The 16,386-nt window shown below is 59.7% G+C and carries 11 protein-coding genes; 5 read left to right on the plus strand and 6 right to left on the minus strand.

All coding sequences use genetic code 11. From position 1 onward, the window contains the following. Window positions 1-28 precede the first annotated feature (28 nt). Window positions 29-679 (minus strand): DedA family protein, encoded by a 651-nt coding sequence (locus tag AC1P02_RS19375; protein WP_290122394.1) that lies wholly within the window; start codon window positions 677-679, stop codon window positions 29-31. Window positions 680-1,000: 321 nt separating this feature from the next. Here AC1P02_RS19375 and AC1P02_RS19380 point away from each other — a divergent pair, with 321 nt between their 5' ends. Together AC1P02_RS19380 and AC1P02_RS19385 are read left to right on the plus strand one after the other, a co-directional pair. Further along, the gene (locus tag AC1P02_RS19380; protein WP_155603990.1) at window positions 1,001-1,963 is read left to right on the plus strand and encodes an autotransporter domain-containing protein; all 963 of its coding nucleotides are present in this window, start codon (window positions 1,001-1,003) and stop codon (window positions 1,961-1,963) included. 110 nt (window positions 1,964-2,073) lie between these two features. Then, a complete protein-coding gene (locus tag AC1P02_RS19385; RefSeq protein WP_290024234.1) occupies window positions 2,074-3,072 on the plus strand; it encodes a DUF1176 domain-containing protein in 999 nt (332 codons plus the stop codon). A gap of 35 nt (window positions 3,073-3,107) precedes the next feature. Here the strand turns inward: AC1P02_RS19385 and AC1P02_RS19390 are convergent, their stop codons facing one another. The 5 genes from AC1P02_RS19390 to dapB form a co-directional block, all read right to left on the minus strand. Continuing rightward, on the minus strand, window positions 3,108-4,274 hold the full coding sequence (locus AC1P02_RS19390; protein WP_290024233.1) for a DUF1615 domain-containing protein: 1,167 nt from the start codon (window positions 4,272-4,274) through the stop codon (window positions 3,108-3,110). Between the two features lie 216 nt (window positions 4,275-4,490). After that, entirely contained in the window at window positions 4,491-6,149 is a 1,659-nt protein-coding gene (gene leuA, locus AC1P02_RS19395; RefSeq protein ID WP_485182961.1) for a 2-isopropylmalate synthase, read from the minus strand. Window positions 6,150-6,681: 532 nt separating this feature from the next. Next, complete coding sequence (carB, locus tag AC1P02_RS19400; protein ID WP_017412104.1) at window positions 6,682-9,906, minus strand: carbamoyl-phosphate synthase large subunit; 3,225 nt, start codon at window positions 9,904-9,906, stop codon at window positions 6,682-6,684. A 16-nt stretch (window positions 9,907-9,922) separates the two neighbouring features. Beyond that, on the minus strand, window positions 9,923-11,074 hold the full coding sequence (gene carA, locus AC1P02_RS19405) for a glutamine-hydrolyzing carbamoyl-phosphate synthase small subunit (RefSeq protein WP_485182964.1): 1,152 nt from the start codon (window positions 11,072-11,074) through the stop codon (window positions 9,923-9,925). 675 nt (window positions 11,075-11,749) lie between these two features. Continuing rightward, the gene (gene dapB, locus AC1P02_RS19410; protein ID WP_290043767.1) at window positions 11,750-12,562 is read right to left on the minus strand and encodes a 4-hydroxy-tetrahydrodipicolinate reductase; all 813 of its coding nucleotides are present in this window, start codon (window positions 12,560-12,562) and stop codon (window positions 11,750-11,752) included. A 247-nt stretch (window positions 12,563-12,809) separates the two neighbouring features. On the opposite strand from dapB, the gene AC1P02_RS19415 reads away from it, so the two are divergent. From AC1P02_RS19415 to AC1P02_RS19425, 3 genes are all read left to right on the plus strand, one after another. After that, on the plus strand, window positions 12,810-13,778 hold the full coding sequence (locus AC1P02_RS19415) for an alpha/beta fold hydrolase (RefSeq protein WP_485182967.1): 969 nt from the start codon (window positions 12,810-12,812) through the stop codon (window positions 13,776-13,778). A 418-nt stretch (window positions 13,779-14,196) separates the two neighbouring features. Next, window positions 14,197-15,531 (plus strand): Na+/H+ antiporter NhaC family protein, encoded by a 1,335-nt coding sequence (locus AC1P02_RS19420; protein ID WP_429180498.1) that lies wholly within the window; start codon window positions 14,197-14,199, stop codon window positions 15,529-15,531. Window positions 15,532-15,685: 154 nt separating this feature from the next. Continuing rightward, window positions 15,686-16,294: a 5-formyltetrahydrofolate cyclo-ligase gene (locus AC1P02_RS19425; protein WP_485182969.1), complete on the plus strand. Its 609-nt coding sequence runs from the start codon at window positions 15,686-15,688 to the stop codon at window positions 16,292-16,294. Window positions 16,295-16,386: the final 92 nt, after the last annotated feature.

The raw sequence follows: 16,386 nt of genomic DNA on the forward strand, positions 1-16,386 counted from the left end.
GGCCAGCCTGCGCTCCCCCGGATATCACTCAGCGAATGCGATTGGTCGGGCGCTTGAGCAGCCGGATGGCGATGGCCGCCATGGCGATAACGAACAGACCGAGGGAGGTCACCAGCAGGCACTTGGTCATCAATTCGTGATACTGGACGAACGCCGGCGCCGCCATCACGAACTTGCCCACCAGACTCAGCAGCAGGGCCCAGAGGAAGGCGCTGGCAAAACTGGCCATCACCACCCGGGGCAGATGCAGGCGGGAGACCCCCATCAGCATGGGCGTCAGCACCCTGACGAAGGGCACGAAGCGAGAGGAAAACAGGGCCCAGAAACCGTAGTTGTGCAGCAGACGCGAGGCCCGTGGCAGACTGCCGTCCGGGATCATCCGCTCCACATGGCCCATAAAGGAGGTGCCGTGCAGCGCATGGCCCTGCAGATAGGCGACCAGGCTGCCGATCCCGGCGGCGAGCGGCATGTAGACAAGGGTCACTTCGGGGCCGAGCACTCCCATCCCCACCAGGCCACCGGCCAGCAGCACCAGACTATCACCGGGCAGGGGTAAAAACACGAAACTCGACTCGAGAAAGAGGATCACCACCAGGCAGGTGACGAGCAGGCCCGCCGCCTGCATCTGGATCAATTGGTCAAAGTCCTGTTGCCATATGGCAAGCAGCATATCCTGCATCTGGTGACTCCCATCAACGTCAGTGAGCATCCATCCCGGGGGACACTATGGCCCCCGTTGCGGCTGACACTCCCTGTCGCCATCCCCTTTCTCTCCTTGAAGGGGCTCCTGTTATACACCCGCGCAAGTGAACAAAAAATTAATGTCTGGCACAAAGTCAGCAATCAATACAAAAAGCTGAATGGCAGGACAAGGGTTGGACGAGCACTCCAGCTCGGCGATGTATAAGCTTCAACCGGCTCACCCTTGGGCTGCCAAGATGAGAAAAAGTCGCTACAGTCAAACGGCGCATCATCACAACCGGCTTCGGGGGAACAAGGCATGCCCACACACACAACCCTTCGCACTACCCTGCCCCTGCTGATCACCCCCTTGCTCAGCCATGGCGCCATGGCTGAAGAGTCGTCACTAATACAAAAACGTGCCAACGCAGTGGTGTCGCTGATGACCTTCACTGTGGTGCCCGACATCACAGCCAGCAACCTCGACATCGGCAGCAACACCAGCACAACTGCGTCGTCGGCGCTCAATATGACCCAGATGGGAGGCGGCGCCACCATGAGCGAGAGTGTGCCCGTCTATCTGGAAGGGACACTGGGTTTTAGCCGCTACGATCCCAAGTTCGTGGTGAGCAACGGCAGCGAGAGTCGCACTATCCCCACCCGATGGAACAGTCTCACCGCCACGGGTGGTATCGGCTGGGATCTTCATCTGCATCAGGATCGTCACGGCGGCAACTGGGTATTGCGCCCCATCGGCAACGTCACGCTGGGCACTGTGGCAAGCGATCTACGCATCGGCAACTGGTTGCTGGGCCAATACACAGGCAAGAACCTCGACTTTCTCGATGGCGGCAGACTCGATGTCTACGGCCTGGGTGGCGCCCTGATGCTCGACTATGAACTCTTCTCTGCACAGCAGGATATCGACGTTGAGCTGCGCTACTCCTACCAGCATCTGCAAAGCTTTGGCGGCACCTCGGCCAGCGTAACCGGTCAGGCCAATGCGGAGAACCTCGGCCTCTACCTGCGCCGCCGCGCCCCCATCGGCAATTTCACACTGCTGGACAAGCCGCTGCGCTACGTGATGGAAGGGGCTCGCACTGAATATCTTGGCGAGCAAAGAGGCCTGCTCGGTTTCAACTCCCTCAACTCGCTGGGGCTCGGGATAGAGCTCGACAGCAGCAAGTACGACATCATAGTGACCCGCACCCGGCTGGTAGCCCGCTATATGTTCAGCCACAACACCAGCGGCTACGGCGTCGGGCTGGCGATGAGTTTCTAAGCGGATCGAGGGACTATCCCCTCGGTACAGTTAAGTCAGCCCACAACAGGATTCAATTTAAACCGTCCAGAATGCTATCCTGATCGGCCCAATGCTTCTGGAACCATCTCATGATCATCACGACACTGCTGGCCTCTGCACTCGGCTCGTTTTCTGAAGGGGTCTCTTTTCAACACAAGGACTGGGAGCTCGCCTGTGACAACACAGGCACATGTCGAGCCGCAGGTTACAGCGCAGAAGCTGGTGGAATATCGGTTCTGCTTACACGAGAGGCAGGAGCCAAGGGCGCACTGCATGCCGAGCTTGCCATCTCAGAGGTTGATGAACAGACTCCAGGAGCCCCCGCTGATGGTTTGATCACACTGCGCATCAATGGCAAGGTGCTCGGCACCGTAAAAGAGCGGATTCCGTTTAGCCAACACCAAACCACAGCGATCATTCAGGCAATCAAGGGGGCTGGGAAGGTGGTATTTAAATGGAACAAGCACCAGGAACCGCTATCCGGGGCCGGAGCCTACGCCATTTTTCTCAAAATGGATGAATTCCAAGGCCGTCTCAATACCAGTACAGCCCTGACTAAAAAGGGCACACTACCAGCCACAACCGTGCCTCCCGCATTGGCAGCTCCCGTGATCCACGCAGGCGCCGTTGCCGCAGATAACCTATCTCGTCCACTCACAAAACCAGAGCTCCAGAGCATAGGCGAGTGGCTAAAGCAGCAAGTCGATAAAGACACTTGTCCCATGGCCTATGAGAATCAGGAAGGTGGCATGCTCTACACCCTGAACATGGACCGAACCTTGCTACAACTCCCCTGCTGGCTCGCCGCTTACAACGATGGTTCAGCATTCATCCTGATAGACGCAGACCTTGATATCGGCAGTGCAACACTCATCAACACAGATGCAAACGGTTATGGTTCGGGTGAACTGAGGGCCTCACACAAGGGGCGCGGGATAGGAGACTGTTTCTCTTTCGAGAGCTGGGTATGGAATGGCAAAACCTTCGTGCAAAGCGAGCAAAGCACCACCGGAAGCTGTCGCATGATTACATTGGGAGGAACCTGGCATTTGCCAACCCTGACCAGCAAGGTGGTCAAAACACAGTGAACAAAGGCGGCCACTGGCCGCCTTTGTTTTTGCGATTACAAGGATCCCAGCCGTTTCACGCAAGCTTGCTCCCTGTCATCCACTCGCTTGGCAAACCAGGCGGTGGTGAGGTTGCGGGTGATCTTGGGGCTCTTGAGTTGAATGCCGGGCAGGATGGCACGGGGTTGCCGCTTGCCAGCCTGCTTGTCGGCCAGGGTAAAGACCCTGTGGTAGAGGTCGGTCTGGGCAAATTCGGCGGTATCCCCTTTGCGCAGGCTCTGGTGGATCGCCTGCTTGCTCATATTGACCCGGCTGGCGAGGGTATAGACAGCCTGCTCAGTCTTGCCCGGCAGGTCTGAGTCATAGCGGACAAGATCCCCATCCAGCGCCAGGGGCTTGCCGCTCAGTCGGCTGACGGCAGCCTGGAAGGCGGCGTTGCGGCTGGCGTACCAGCCCGCATTGAAGTCGGCGAAGCGATAGAGGGTATCCGGGTAGTCGGCGGGATAGCCAAACAGGTGCCTGGTGCCGAACCAGATACCGCCACGACGGCTGAACACCTCATGGCGAATGGAATCCTTGACGGGATAGGGGTAGCCACGGGCATTTGCCTCGGCAAAGGCGATGCTCACCTGCATGGGGCCGCCGGTATGCACCGGGTTCATGTTGCCAAACAGCGTCTTGCCCATGGGCACCATGCTGATCATGTCCTCGAAGATCTCGCTCATCTCCCGCTCGGTGCGAAGCTTGTCGATGCGCTCGGCATAGCTCTTGCCGGTGGGGGACTTGATGCCAAGGGCCGTGCGCACCACGAATTCAGGGATCAGCAGCTTGGCGGCGCGGGCATTTATCTCCTTCCAGGCAATCTTGCCAAGGCCCGGCACCACGGGGTCGGCCTGATAGGTGGCCTCCTGTTCGGCCACCGCCAGCACAGTGCAGACATTGTGATCGCTTACCGTCACTCCCTGCGTCGAGAGTGCCGTCACCACATCATTGGCCCAGCCCTGTTTGTCTGGCACCTGACGCGGCAAGAACCGCACTATGCGGCTCTTCATGTCTGCCGGTTTGCGCGGCTGCATGGCGATGGGTTGTTTGGCCTGCTGGGCGCTCATGGCGACATCTTGCTTGGGCGCCGTCGGGTCGCTGGCACACCCGGCAAGCAACAGGATTGCAAAGAGAGGCAGGGTGGTGAGCCGAGTGGGAAAAAGGGGTGAGGAAAATATCATCAAGGCTTCCGATGCAGGGGCAAGGCGCTGGGCGCCCGGCACACGAGAGTCACACGAACGGAGCGGCTCCGAACGCAAACAAGCGCTCATTGTAGAGGATTGACAGGCGGATCTGAAGGCGCAGATGCCTTGACGCAGCACCCGCTGGCGCAATCGAGCAGCCCCGCCGGATGGGCGGAGCTGCTGCAAGCGGATAGGCTCTTTGGCGACATGCACTCAAGCCGTTTGGCGCAGGGCCTCAATTTGCGCCGCACCATTGATCACCGCCTGCAGGGAGGCATTGACCACGTCGCGGCCGATGGCGACCCCGCACATGCGCTGGCCATCGATGCTCAGCAGCACATAGGCGGCGGCGCGAGATTCTGTACCGGCGCAGAGGGCATGTTCCGAGTAATCGAGCACGTCGATGTGCATCCCGGTCTGGCGCTCCCAGCCGTTGACCAGCGCAGTGATGGCCCCCTCCCCTTCGCCGCTCAGGTGCAAGGTGCCGTTCGGGGTCTGCAACTCGAGGCGCAGACTCTCCTGACTGTCGTGACCAAGCTGGAAGCGACCGATGCGATAGCCGTGTACCGGCTCGAGGTAATGCTGCTCGAACAGGGCACGGATCTGTTCCGGGCTGATTTCGCTGCTGCTTGCCTCGGCCTGTGCCTGGACCCGGCGGCTGAAGTCGATTTGCAGCCAGCGCGGCAGTTGCAGGCCAAGGTCGCGCTCCAGCAGATAGGTGACGCCCCCCTTGCCGGACTGGCTGTTGATGCGGATCACCGCCTCGTAGCTGCGGCCAAGGTCTGCGGGATCGATGGGCAGATAGGCCACGTCCCAGTAGGCATCGGGTTTCTCGGCCGCCAGAGATTTGCGAATCGCATCCTGGTGACTGCCGGAAAACGCCGTGTAGACCAGTTCGCCCGCGTAGGGGTGGCGCGGGTGCAGGGCTATCTGGGTGCAGGCGCCCACAGTGGCGACTATGGCGTCCATGTCTGAGAGATCCAGCTCGGGATCAATCCCCTGGCTGTAGAGGTTCATGGCCATGGTGACTATGTCCATGTTGCCGGTGCGCTCGCCGTTGCCAAGCAGGGTGCCCTCGATGCGATCGGCCCCCGCCAGCACCGCCAGCTCGGCGGCGGCCACCCCGCAGCCTCTGTCGTTGTGGGTGTGGATGGAGATGCTCACCTCGGGGCGCGCCTTGAGGTGGCGGCAGAACCACTCCACCTGATCCGCGAACACATTGGGAGTGCTCACCTCGACCGTGGCAGGGAGGTTGAGGATCATGGGGCGGCCAGCAGGGCGCCACTCGTCGATGACGGCGTCGCACACCTCTACCGCGAACTCCACCTCTGTGCTGCTGAAGCTCTCCGGCGAATACTGGAAGCTCCACTCTGTGCCAGGATTGCGCGCCGCATGGTCGCGCACCCAGCGCGCGCCCTGCACGGCGATGGCCTTGACCCCCTCCTTCCCTGAGTTGAACACATAGTTGCGCTGGGTCGGGTTGACCGAGTTGTAGACGTGGACGATGGCGCGTTTGGCCCCCTTGAGCGATTCAAAGGTGCGGGCGATCAGATCTTCGCGGGCCTGCACCAGCACCTGTATGGTGACGTCATCGGGAATGAGATTGCGCTCAATAAGCTCGCGCACGAAGTCGAAATCAGGCTGGGAGGCGGCGGGGAACCCCACCTCGATGTGCTTGAAACCGACATGGACCATGAGCGCCCACATTTGCAGCTTCTGGGCCACCGTCATGGGTTCGACCAGCGCCTGGTTGCCGTCGCGCAAGTCCACGGCGCACCAGAGCGGCGCGCGCTCCAGCACCCGGTTGGGCCATTGGCGATCCGTCAATGCGATGACGGGAGCGGGGCGGTATTTGCGATGATCGAAGCTCATATTCAGATTCCCTTGGCTGATGTCCTTGAGGCGCGGCGCCGTTGCGGGCAATGAAGGTGAGCAACGACGCGACTGGGCAGGCAAGCAAACAGGGTAAGGAGGGGGAAGCTGGCTTGCGCGGTAACGCTGGCCCTGACGGTTGCGCAGGTGGTAACCCCACAACCGGTTTCCTGTGGCCCCTCTGGGTAAAAGGGGACGGCCTCGGCTACCGGATAAGCAACTGGCCCTGATCCTCGCACCCCGCTGTTGCAGGCGCAGACGACCTTATGTGATGAGAAACCAGTATATAGAGGAGAGTCGGGTGAGTGATTGCAAAGATTGCGGTATAAATCGAAAATTGCGCAATCATTGTCATATTTAGTTCACTTTAAGGGATTATCTATCCCTATCGATGTGAAATCAGGCCAATACTGTTTACGCAGTGCTGGCGCCGCAAAACAAAAACCCCGCCATTGCTGGCGGGGTTTTTCAGGGTTCGCAAGTGTTGTGCAAAGAAGGAGAGAAAGACTCCCCTGCCCTTGTTACGCAATGCTTAGCGGTTTTTCACCTTCTGATGCAGCTCCTGCACCGAGTTGACGTTGGCGGTGGCATCCATACTGATGGCCATGCAGGTGGCAAACGCCTCATTCATGGTGGTGGTATAAGCCACTTTGTGCTGCAAGGCGGCGCGGCGCAACTGCTTGGAGTCCTGGATCGCCACTCGCCCTTCGGCGGTGTTGACGATATAGGTGTACTCGCCATTCTTGATGCGGTCGAGAATGTGCGGCCGCCCTTCGTGCACCTTGTTGACCAGGCGCGGGTTGATGCTCGCTTCACCCAGCGCCACTGCGGTGCCGTGAGTAGCATCCAGCTCGTAGCCCAGCTCCAGCAGCTTGGCAGCCAAATCGACCACCAGCGCCTTGTCGCTGTGACGCACCGACAAGAGCGCGCGACCCTCTTTCGGCACCGCATGGCTGGCACCCAGCTGGGCCTTGGCATAGGCCTCGGCAAAACTGCTGCCCACCCCCATCACCTCACCTGTGGAGCGCATCTCAGGCCCCAGCAGCGGGTCAACCCCAGGGAACTTGGCGAAGGGCAGCACCACCTCTTTCACCGAGTAGTAAGGCGGGATGATTTCGGTGGTAAAGCCCTGATCTTTCAGGCTCTGGCCGGCCATGACGCGAGCGGCAATCTTGGCCAGCGGCGCACCGGTCGCCTTGGAGACGAAGGGCACGGTACGGGCGGCACGCGGGTTCACTTCGATGAGGTAGATATCATCGCCCTTGACCGCGAACTGCACGTTCATCAGGCCGACCACTCCGAGTTCCAGCGCCAATTTCCGCACCTGCTCGCGGATCTCGTCCTGAATTTTCTTGGACAAGGTGTAGGGCGGCAGGGAACAACCCGAGTCACCGGAGTGGATACCGGCCTGCTCGATATGCTCCATGATGCCGCCGATGACGACGTCCACGCCGTCACAGATGGCATCCACGTCCAGCTCGGTGGCATCGTCCAGGAAGCGGTCCAGCAGTACCGGCGATTCGTTGGAAACGCTCACCGCCTCGGCGAAGTAGCGACGCAGATCGGTCTCGTCATAGACGATCTCCATGGCGCGGCCACCCAGCACGTAGGAGGGGCGCACCACCAGCGGGTAAGTGATCCGCTCGGCGGTCAGCACCGCCTGCTCCAGGGCAGTGACGGTGCCGTTTTCCGGCTGCTTGAGACCCAGGCGCTCGACGGCGGACTGGAAGCGCTCGCGGTCTTCGGCGCGGTCGATGGCATCCGGGCTGGTACCGATGATCGGCACGCCGTTCGCTTCCAATGCCCGTGCAAGTTTGAGCGGGGTCTGGCCGCCGTACTGCACGATGACGCCCTTGGGTTTCTCGATGCGCACGATTTCCAGCACATCTTCCAGGGTCACCGGCTCGAAGTAGAGGCGATCCGAGGTGTCGTAATCGGTGGAGACGGTCTCCGGGTTGCAGTTGACCATGATGGTCTCGTAACCGTCTTCGCGCAGGGCCAGTGCCGCGTGCACGCAGCAGTAGTCAAACTCGATGCCCTGACCGATACGGTTCGGGCCGCCGCCGATGATCATGATCTTGTCACGATTGGTCGGGTTGGCCTCGCACTCTTCGTCATAGCTCGAATACATGTAGGCGGTGTTGGTGGCGAACTCGGCCGCGCAGGTATCGACCCGCTTGTAGATCGGGAAGATGTTGTGGCGGGCACGCAACTTGCGCACCTCGCCCTCGGCCACGCCGAGGATCTTGGCCAGACGGGCGTCGGCGAAGCCCTTGCGCTTGAGGGCGCGCAAGAAGTCGGCGTCGAGACCGGCCATGCCGCGCTCTTTCACCTGCTCTTCCAGCTTGATGAGATCTTCTATCTGCACCAGGAACCAGGGGTCAATCTTGGTCAGCTTGAAGATGCCGTCCATGGAGAGACCGGCACGAAACGCATCGGCGATGTACCAGATGCGGTCGCAGCCAGCGTCCTGCAGCTCGTGGCGGATGCGGGTCAATGAGTCAGGGGCATTGAGGTCAACCATGGGGTCGAAGCCGGTCTTGCCGGTCTCGAGGCTGCGCAGCGCCTTGTGCAGGGACTCCTGGAAGTTGCGGCCTATTGCCATCACTTCACCAACCGACTTCATCTGGGTGGTGAGACGGTCGTTGGCACCGGCAAATTTTTCGAAGTTGAAGCGCGGCACCTTGGTGACCACGTAGTCGATGGCCGGCTCGAAGGAGGCCGGAGTGCGACCGCCGGTGATGTCGTTCATCAGCTCGTCCAGGGTGTAACCGATGGCGAGCTTGGCGGCGATCTTGGCGATGGGGAAACCGGTCGCCTTGGAGGCCAGCGCAGAGGAGCGGGACACCCGCGGGTTCATCTCGATGATGACCATCCGGCCATCTTTCGGGTTGATACCGAACTGGACGTTGGAGCCGCCGGTCTCGACGCCGATCTCGCGCAGTATCGCCATGGAGGCGTTGCGCATGATCTGGAACTCCTTGTCGGTCAGCGTCTGGGCTGGCGCGACCGTGATGGAGTCACCGGTGTGGATGCCCATGGGATCGAAGTTTTCGATGGTGCAGACGATGATGCAGTTGTCGTTGCGATCCCGCACCACTTCCATCTCGTACTCTTTCCAGCCGATGAGCGACTCGTCGATCAGCAGCTCCTTGGTCGGCGACAAGTCCAGACCGCGCTCGCAGATCTCGACGAACTCTTCGGTGTTGTAGGCAATGCCGCCGCCCGAGCCGCCCATGGTAAAGGAGGGGCGGATGATGCAGGGGAAGCCGACCATCTGCTGCACGCCCCACGCCTCTTCCATGTTGTGGGCGATACCGGCGCGCGGGCACTCGAGGCCAATGCTCTTCATGGCGATGTCAAAGCGACGGCGATCTTCGGCCTTGTCGATGGCGTCGGCGGTGGCACCTATCATCTCGACACCGAACTCGGCCAGCACGCCATGCTTTTCCAGATCCAGCGCGCAGTTCAATGCAGTCTGGCCACCCATGGTGGGCAGCACGGCATCCGGGCGCTCTTTCTTGATGATCTCGCGTACCACTTCCCAGGTGATGGGCTCTATGTAAGTGGCATCGGCCATCTCGGGGTCGGTCATGATGGTGGCCGGGTTGGAGTTCACCAGAATGACGCGGTAGCCCTCCTCGCGCAGGGCTTTGCAGGCCTGGGCGCCGGAGTAGTCAAATTCGCAGGCCTGACCGATGACGATGGGGCCGGCGCCGAGGATCAGGATGCTCTGTAGGTCGTTACGTTTTGGCATGGCTTCTCTTTTCCTCTTAAGCGCGATACTGCTTGATCAATTCAATAAAGTGGTCGAACAGACCGGCACAGTCGTGCGGGCCCGGGCTCGCTTCGGGGTGACCCTGGAAGCTGAAGGCCGGACGGTCGGTGCGGTGGATGCCTTGCAAGGACCCGTCAAACAGAGAGACGTGGGTGGGGCGCAGGCAATCCGGCAGTGAGCTCTCGTCCACTGCAAAGCCGTGGTTCTGGGCGGTGATCATGACGGTGTTGTCATCCAGGGTCTTCACCGGATGGTTGGCGCCGTGATGGCCGAACTTCATCTTGATGGTCTTGGCGCCGGAGGCCAGACCGAGCAGCTGGTGACCCAGGCAGATGCCAAATACCGGCGTGTTGGTGTTGAGAAAAGCCTTGATGGCCTCGATGGCATAGTCACACGGTTCGGGGTCACCGGGGCCGTTGGAGAGGAAGATGCCATCGGGGTTCATCGCCAGCACCTCGGCGGCCGGTGTCTTGGCCGGTACTACCGTCAGACGGCAGCCACGATCCACCAGCATCCGCAAAATGTTGCGCTTGACGCCAAAGTCGTAGGCCACCACGTGGTATTTGAGTTCATCGGCCGCCGGGGTGACGTGCCCCTTGCCAAGCTGCCAGCTGCCTTCGGTCCAGGCGTAGGCGTCTGACACAGTCACTTCCTTGGCCAAGTCCATCCCCTTGAGACCGGGGAAGGCGCAGGCCTGTTCGAGGGCATATGCCTCATCGGCCTGTTTGCCCGCCACCTCTTTGCCTGCATAAATGCAGCCAGCCTGGGCGCCTTTCTCGCGCAGGATGCGGGTCAGTTTGCGGGTGTCGATGTCGGCGATGCCAACGATGTTGTGAGACTTGAGGTAATCGGAGAGGGATTGCTGATTGCGGAAATTGGAGGCAAGTATCGGAAGGTCCCGGATGATCAATCCCTGTGCATGGATTTGACTGGACTCTTCATCTTCGCTGTTGGTGCCGGTGTTGCCTATATGGGGGTAAGTGAGGGTGACTATCTGACGGGAATAAGAGGGATCGGTAAGGATTTCCTGATAGCCCGTCATCGACGTATTGAAAACCACTTCACCAACGGAACATCCCTCGGCGCCTATCGACACGCCTTTGAACACAGTTCCATCTTCCAGCACTAGCAATGCAGTGTGATTCAAGACAACCTCCAGTTATTTAGCTTTAAATTCAGCAATTTACCTGGGTGTTGCGGGTCCGGACGCTGTTTGAAACAGGGCTCAAACCCGGCAGATTTCTGGCAAATTGGGCGCATTCTACTTAAAAACGATCGCATTTCAACGTCTTTTCTCGTTTTAAATGCATCTAAATTCAATAAACAAGCAACATTACCCATTATCTATGCACTCAATCGCTTTGCAACCCCCTCCAGAAAAAGAAAAGCCAGAACCCGCGACAAAAGTGGCACCTTGTGCCATTCAAAGCATAAAAACCAAAATTTACTCCTTTAAAAACAAGCAACTGTGATTTATAAAAAAACCTAACTAGCCATGAAAAGAGTCATTTAATGACAGATAAGTGACTTGCAAAAATAGAAAACGTTTTTCTTGTTTTGAATTTTTAGTCTTTTTTGTGACATGTGAAAAAATGCGACTGCAGGGGGTGTAGAGGCCCAATCTCGTTACGCTTTGATGACATTTGAAAGAGGGGAGCGAGGCCGCCGTTCTAGAAAGAGGTAGTTTGGATGGTTTGGGTGAAAAAACGCGGCGTAATCACCATTTATACAAAAAATACGAAAAACCCCGGCGAACCGGGGTTTGGCAAGGCAGTGGGTGCCCCTCGCAGGGGGAGCGATGACACCCAGGACGTCAGGCAGCTTATTTCAGACTGAGTACATCCTGCATGTCGTAAAGACCGGCACCCTGCTGGCCAAGCCACTTGCCCGCGCGCACAGCGCCATTGGCGAAGGTGAGGCGGCTGGAGGCCTTGTGACTGATCTCCACCCGCTCGCCAATGTCGGCAAACATGACGGTGTGCTCCCCCACCAGATCGCCGGCACGAATGGTGGCAAAGCCGATGGTGTTGCGATCCCGCTCGCCGGTGATCCCTTCACGGCCATAGACGGCGCACTCCTTGAGATCGCGACCCAGGGTTTTGGCCACCACTTCCCCCATGGAAAGCGCTGTGCCGGATGGTGCATCCACCTTGTGCCTGTGATGTCCTTCGATGATCTCGATGTCGGTGTAATCCCCCATCACCTTGGCGGCCTGCTCCAGCAGCTTGAACACCAGGTTGACGCCGACCGAGTAGTTGGAGGCGAAGACGATGCCGATCTGCTTGCCCGCCTCTTTCAGCGCCGCCTTGCCTGCGTCATCAAAACCTGTGGTGCCGATCACCATCTGCTTGTTGTGGGCCAGGGCAAAGGCCAGGTTGGCCAGGGTCACCTCGGGACGGGTGAAGTCGATGATGAGATCAAACTCATCCCGAACCTTGTCCAGGCTGTCGCTGATCATCACACCCAGCTTGCCCAGACCGTTGAGCTCACCGGCATCCAGCCCGATCACGGCAGAGCCAGGTCGCTCCAGCGCCGCCCCGACCACCACGCCATCGGCGTTGGTGATGGCTTCCAGCAGCACCTTGCCCATACGACCATTACAGCCCATCACGGCCACACGGATCGGATTGTCCATCTCCACCCTCTCATCTGTTTTATGGAAAGAGACCGTTTTACCAGCCTGCGCCGGCTTTGAAAAGCCGTGAGACACCCTCTTCGGTTCGGGCGCGACGGTGAACCGCTCAAAATGGCTGATCCACCCCTTGCCATTCAAACCCCGCAGACTGGCGGTTTGGGGTTTGGCAGAGACGGCGCCATCTGATAGGTTTCCCTTGATGGACACAAGGTTCAACCCCACGCCGCTGCCGCCAGGAGATAGACATATGAATACGGGATTGCTGTGCTTACTGGGCCTGCTGTCGCTCGGCCTTGTCACCCTTGTGGCGGCGCTGCTGTTTGGCGGGCCTGGCCCGGCGCCGGAGATGGCCAGTATCAGCAACCCCTTCAAAACCCTTGACTGGAGCGGCCTGCCCTCACCCGCCAGATACAAGGCCCGTGACGGTGCCGAACTCGCCTACCGACACTATGCTCCCGCAGGCAAGGATGTCAGGGGTAGCGTTGTGCTGGTTCATGGCTCCTCGGCCAGCAGCCAGAGCATGCACATACTGGTGAGCGCCTTCTCGCAAGCCGGTTATGGTGCCTACACCCTCGATATCCGCGGCCATGGCGAGTCGGGCCAGAGAGGCACGATAGCCTACATAGGCCAACTGGAAGACGATCTGGAAGATTTCTCAGCAGCAGTGACCCCGAGCAAACCCGCCACCCTCGCAGGCTTCTCGTCCGGCGGTGGCTTTGTGCTGCGCGTTGCCGGCAGCTCGCGACAAACCCTGTTCGACAACTACCTGCTCCTCTCTCCGTATCTGGGCCCCACTGCCGCCAACTACCGACCAAACAGCGGAGGCTGGGTGCGTGTCGGCATTCCTCGCCTCATTGCCCTGAGCATCCTCAACGGTTTCCATATTTCAGCACTCAACCATCTGACCGTGCTGAACTTTGCGCTCAATGAAGAAGCGAAAGCTCTCCTGACCCCCTCCTACTCCTTCAACCTCGCCTCGAATTTCCAGCCAGAGCGCGACTACCGGCAGAATTTGCGCAATGTAAAACGTCCCTGCGCCGTGATTGCGGGCACCGATGACGAGGCATTTAAAACCGACCAACTGGAACCCGAGTTAAGAGCGCTCGGCATTCAATGGCCCGTCACCCTGGTGCCGGATATCGGTCACATTGCCCTGACCCTCGATAAGCGCGCCCTGGCGGCAGCCGTTCAGGCCGTGGAGAAAATGACCCAGTAACAGCGCCGCCCTCACCGACTATCAAGGCCGCCTCATTGCCTGCAGGTGCGGGTGCCATGCCCAGCACGCGCAAGGCGTCGGCGGTGGCCTACCCCAAACGCAGATAGCCCGGATATTCAGTACCATTAGCCTCGTCGGCCCCGTCAGCCAAATGACATGTCTGTGAAAAGTGCCCTGCATGTCCCAAGACGATGCCGAACAATTGACAGCATTGATTAATTTTTCAGAATATACTTTTGATATTTCAATCTCATCAGAATTGACCGAAAAAAACTCTATCCGTCTGGACGTCTATCTTGACCGAATGCCCCCGACTCACTACTGTAGGCGCCCCACAGCGGCAGGATGCCCGCCACGCTCATCCCATCAACCCGGGCTGGTGACGACAGGGAGGTCATGTTCAACCACAGAGGAATACATGATCCAGACCCAACCCAGCGCCAGAGCCCTGCTGCCTCTTCTGGTCTTTCTTGCTCTCTTTATCGGTACCGGCACCTGGCTCACCCTGCAGGGGGTGGAATTCGCCTTCTACCAGCTGCCCGCCCCCGTGGCTGCACTGCCTGCCGTCATGCTGGCACTGACGTTGGGAAAAGAGGGGTTCAACAAGAACCTTGAAACCTTCTTCAAGGGGGTGGGTGACAGCAGCATAATGGCGATGTGCATCATCTATCTGCTGGCTGGCGCCTTCGCCACCGTGGCCAAGGCCACCGGTGGGGTCGATGCCACCGTCGCGCTCGGTCTGTCGCTGATCCCGGGCTGGTTCCTGCTGCCGGGCCTGTTCCTCATCTCTGCGTTTATTGCCACCGCAATGGGCACCTCCATGGGCACTATCGGCGCCGTGGCGCCGGTAGCGCTCGGCGTCGCCCAGGCAGCCGGTATCGATCCCGTGCTGATGGCCGGCACCATTCTCTCCGGCGCCATGTTCGGCGATAACCTCTCCATCATCTCGGACACCACCATAGCGGCGACCCGCAGCCAGGGCTGCGAGATGAAGGACAAGTTTCGCGAGAACGTCAAGATTGCGGCCCCTGCCGCCATCGCAGTGATCCTGCTCTATCTGACCCTGGGTTCAGTGGGGGAAGCTCCCACCACCACCGCCAGCGCGGACCTGTTCAAGGTGATGCCTTATCTGTTGATCCTGGTGCTGGCTCTATCCGGCATGAACGTCTTCATGGTGCTGGGGATTGGCATTGTGGCCGCGGGCGCGGTTGGCATGATCAGCGGTTACCCGCTGGGCCAGTTCAGCAAGGACATCTATCAGGGCTTTACCGGCATGCAGGAGATCTTTTTGCTCTCCATGCTGATCGGCGGTCTCGGCGCCCTGATGGAACGCCAGGGCGGGCTGGCCTGGATCAGCGCCCGCATCAGCGCCCTGATTGCCCGCTTTACCCGCCAGCACGATGGCGAGCAGAACGAGAAGGCGGCCGAACTCGGCATCGCAGGCGTGGTAAGCTTGACCAACCTCTGCACCGCCAACAACACAGTGGCCATCATAGTGGCCAGCAAGGTAGCACGTGAGCTGGCGGAGCATCACGGTGTCACCCCGCGCCGCGCCGCCTCCATGCTGGATATCTTCTCCTGCGTGGTCCAAGGGCTCATCCCCTGGGGCGCACAGGCGCTGCTGCTGGGCTCCATCTTCGCATTGTCGCCACTGGCGGTGGTGAGCATGAGCTTCTATCCCATGGCCTTGGCACTGGCTGCAATAGTGGCTGTATTCGTCAAGCATCAGATGGGCAAGACATCGGACAAATAACCGGGACGGCTGCCGGACCGGGCATTGCACCCGGCCTGGCAGCCCATCCCCGCCGGGCTTGTCGCCCTGTTCATCCCTCGCAAGCCTTGTTAAGGTAACCAAGCCTTTGCGGCCAACTCTCTGCTCACCCCAGGTGCACAATACAGGAGCCCCCATGCCGGATACCCAAACCGAGCAAGCCCATGAGCGGCAAACCCTGCGCCAGCTCATTCGTCTGCGCAGAAAAAGCCTGAGCCAGACAGAGCAGCAGGAGGCAGCCCAGCAGCTGGTTGCCCAGTTCAAACAGCACAGCGAGATCCTGGCCGCCAGACGCATTGCCCTCTACCTGGCCAACGATGGCGAACTCAACCCCCTGCCCGCCATCCACTGGCTCTGGGCCCAGCAAAAGGAGGTCTACCTGCCGGTGCTGCACCCCTTCACCCCGGGTCACCTGCTCTTCTTGCGCTACACAGCCACCAGCCCCATGACCCGCAATCGCTACGGCATCGCCGAGCCTGAGCTGGATATGTCCCAGGTGGTACCCCATAGCACCCTGGACCTTATCTGTACCCCGCTGGTGGCATTCGATGCCGAGGGCAATCGGCTCGGTATGGGGGGCGGCTATTACGATCGCACCCTCGCCTGCTGGCACGAACACAAGCTGGGCCCCAAGCCACTGGGTCTCGCCCATGACTGCCAACAGGTGGATGCCGTGCCACAGGAGCAGTGGGACGTGCCGCTGCCGCAGATCATCACCCCGAGCCGCTGCTGGCAATTTGCATGACCTCACAGGCAGTCGGCCTGTGCCGACTGCCTGTGCCTGCCCCCGTTGGCTGTGCTGCCGTCTCTGTTTTTTGCCATCTCCCCGCCTCTATT

This window comes from Aeromonas sp. TS_SC_11 (assembly GCF_057318915.1).

Excerpts from the sequence above, each read along its gene's own strand:
- dapB (WP_290043767.1), bottom strand. The coding sequence starts at position 12,562 with ATGGACAATCCGATCCGTGTGGCCGTGATGGGCTGTAATGGTCGTATG.
- AC1P02_RS19425 (WP_485182969.1), top strand. The coding sequence starts at position 15,686 with ATGCCGGATACCCAAACCGAGCAAGCCCATGAGCGGCAAACCCTGCGC.
- AC1P02_RS19420 (WP_429180498.1), top strand. The coding sequence starts at position 14,197 with ATGATCCAGACCCAACCCAGCGCCAGAGCCCTGCTGCCTCTTCTGGTC.
- AC1P02_RS19375 (WP_290122394.1), bottom strand. The coding sequence starts at position 679 with ATGCAGGATATGCTGCTTGCCATATGGCAACAGGACTTTGACCAATTG.
- leuA (WP_485182961.1), bottom strand. The coding sequence starts at position 6,149 with ATGAGCTTCGATCATCGCAAATACCGCCCCGCTCCCGTCATCGCATTG.
- carB (WP_017412104.1), bottom strand. The coding sequence starts at position 9,906 with ATGCCAAAACGTAACGACCTACAGAGCATCCTGATCCTCGGCGCCGGC.
- AC1P02_RS19380 (WP_155603990.1), top strand. The coding sequence starts at position 1,001 with ATGCCCACACACACAACCCTTCGCACTACCCTGCCCCTGCTGATCACC.
- AC1P02_RS19390 (WP_290024233.1), bottom strand. The coding sequence starts at position 4,274 with ATGATATTTTCCTCACCCCTTTTTCCCACTCGGCTCACCACCCTGCCT.
- AC1P02_RS19385 (WP_290024234.1), top strand. The coding sequence starts at position 2,074 with ATGATCATCACGACACTGCTGGCCTCTGCACTCGGCTCGTTTTCTGAA.
- AC1P02_RS19415 (WP_485182967.1), top strand. The coding sequence starts at position 12,810 with ATGAATACGGGATTGCTGTGCTTACTGGGCCTGCTGTCGCTCGGCCTT.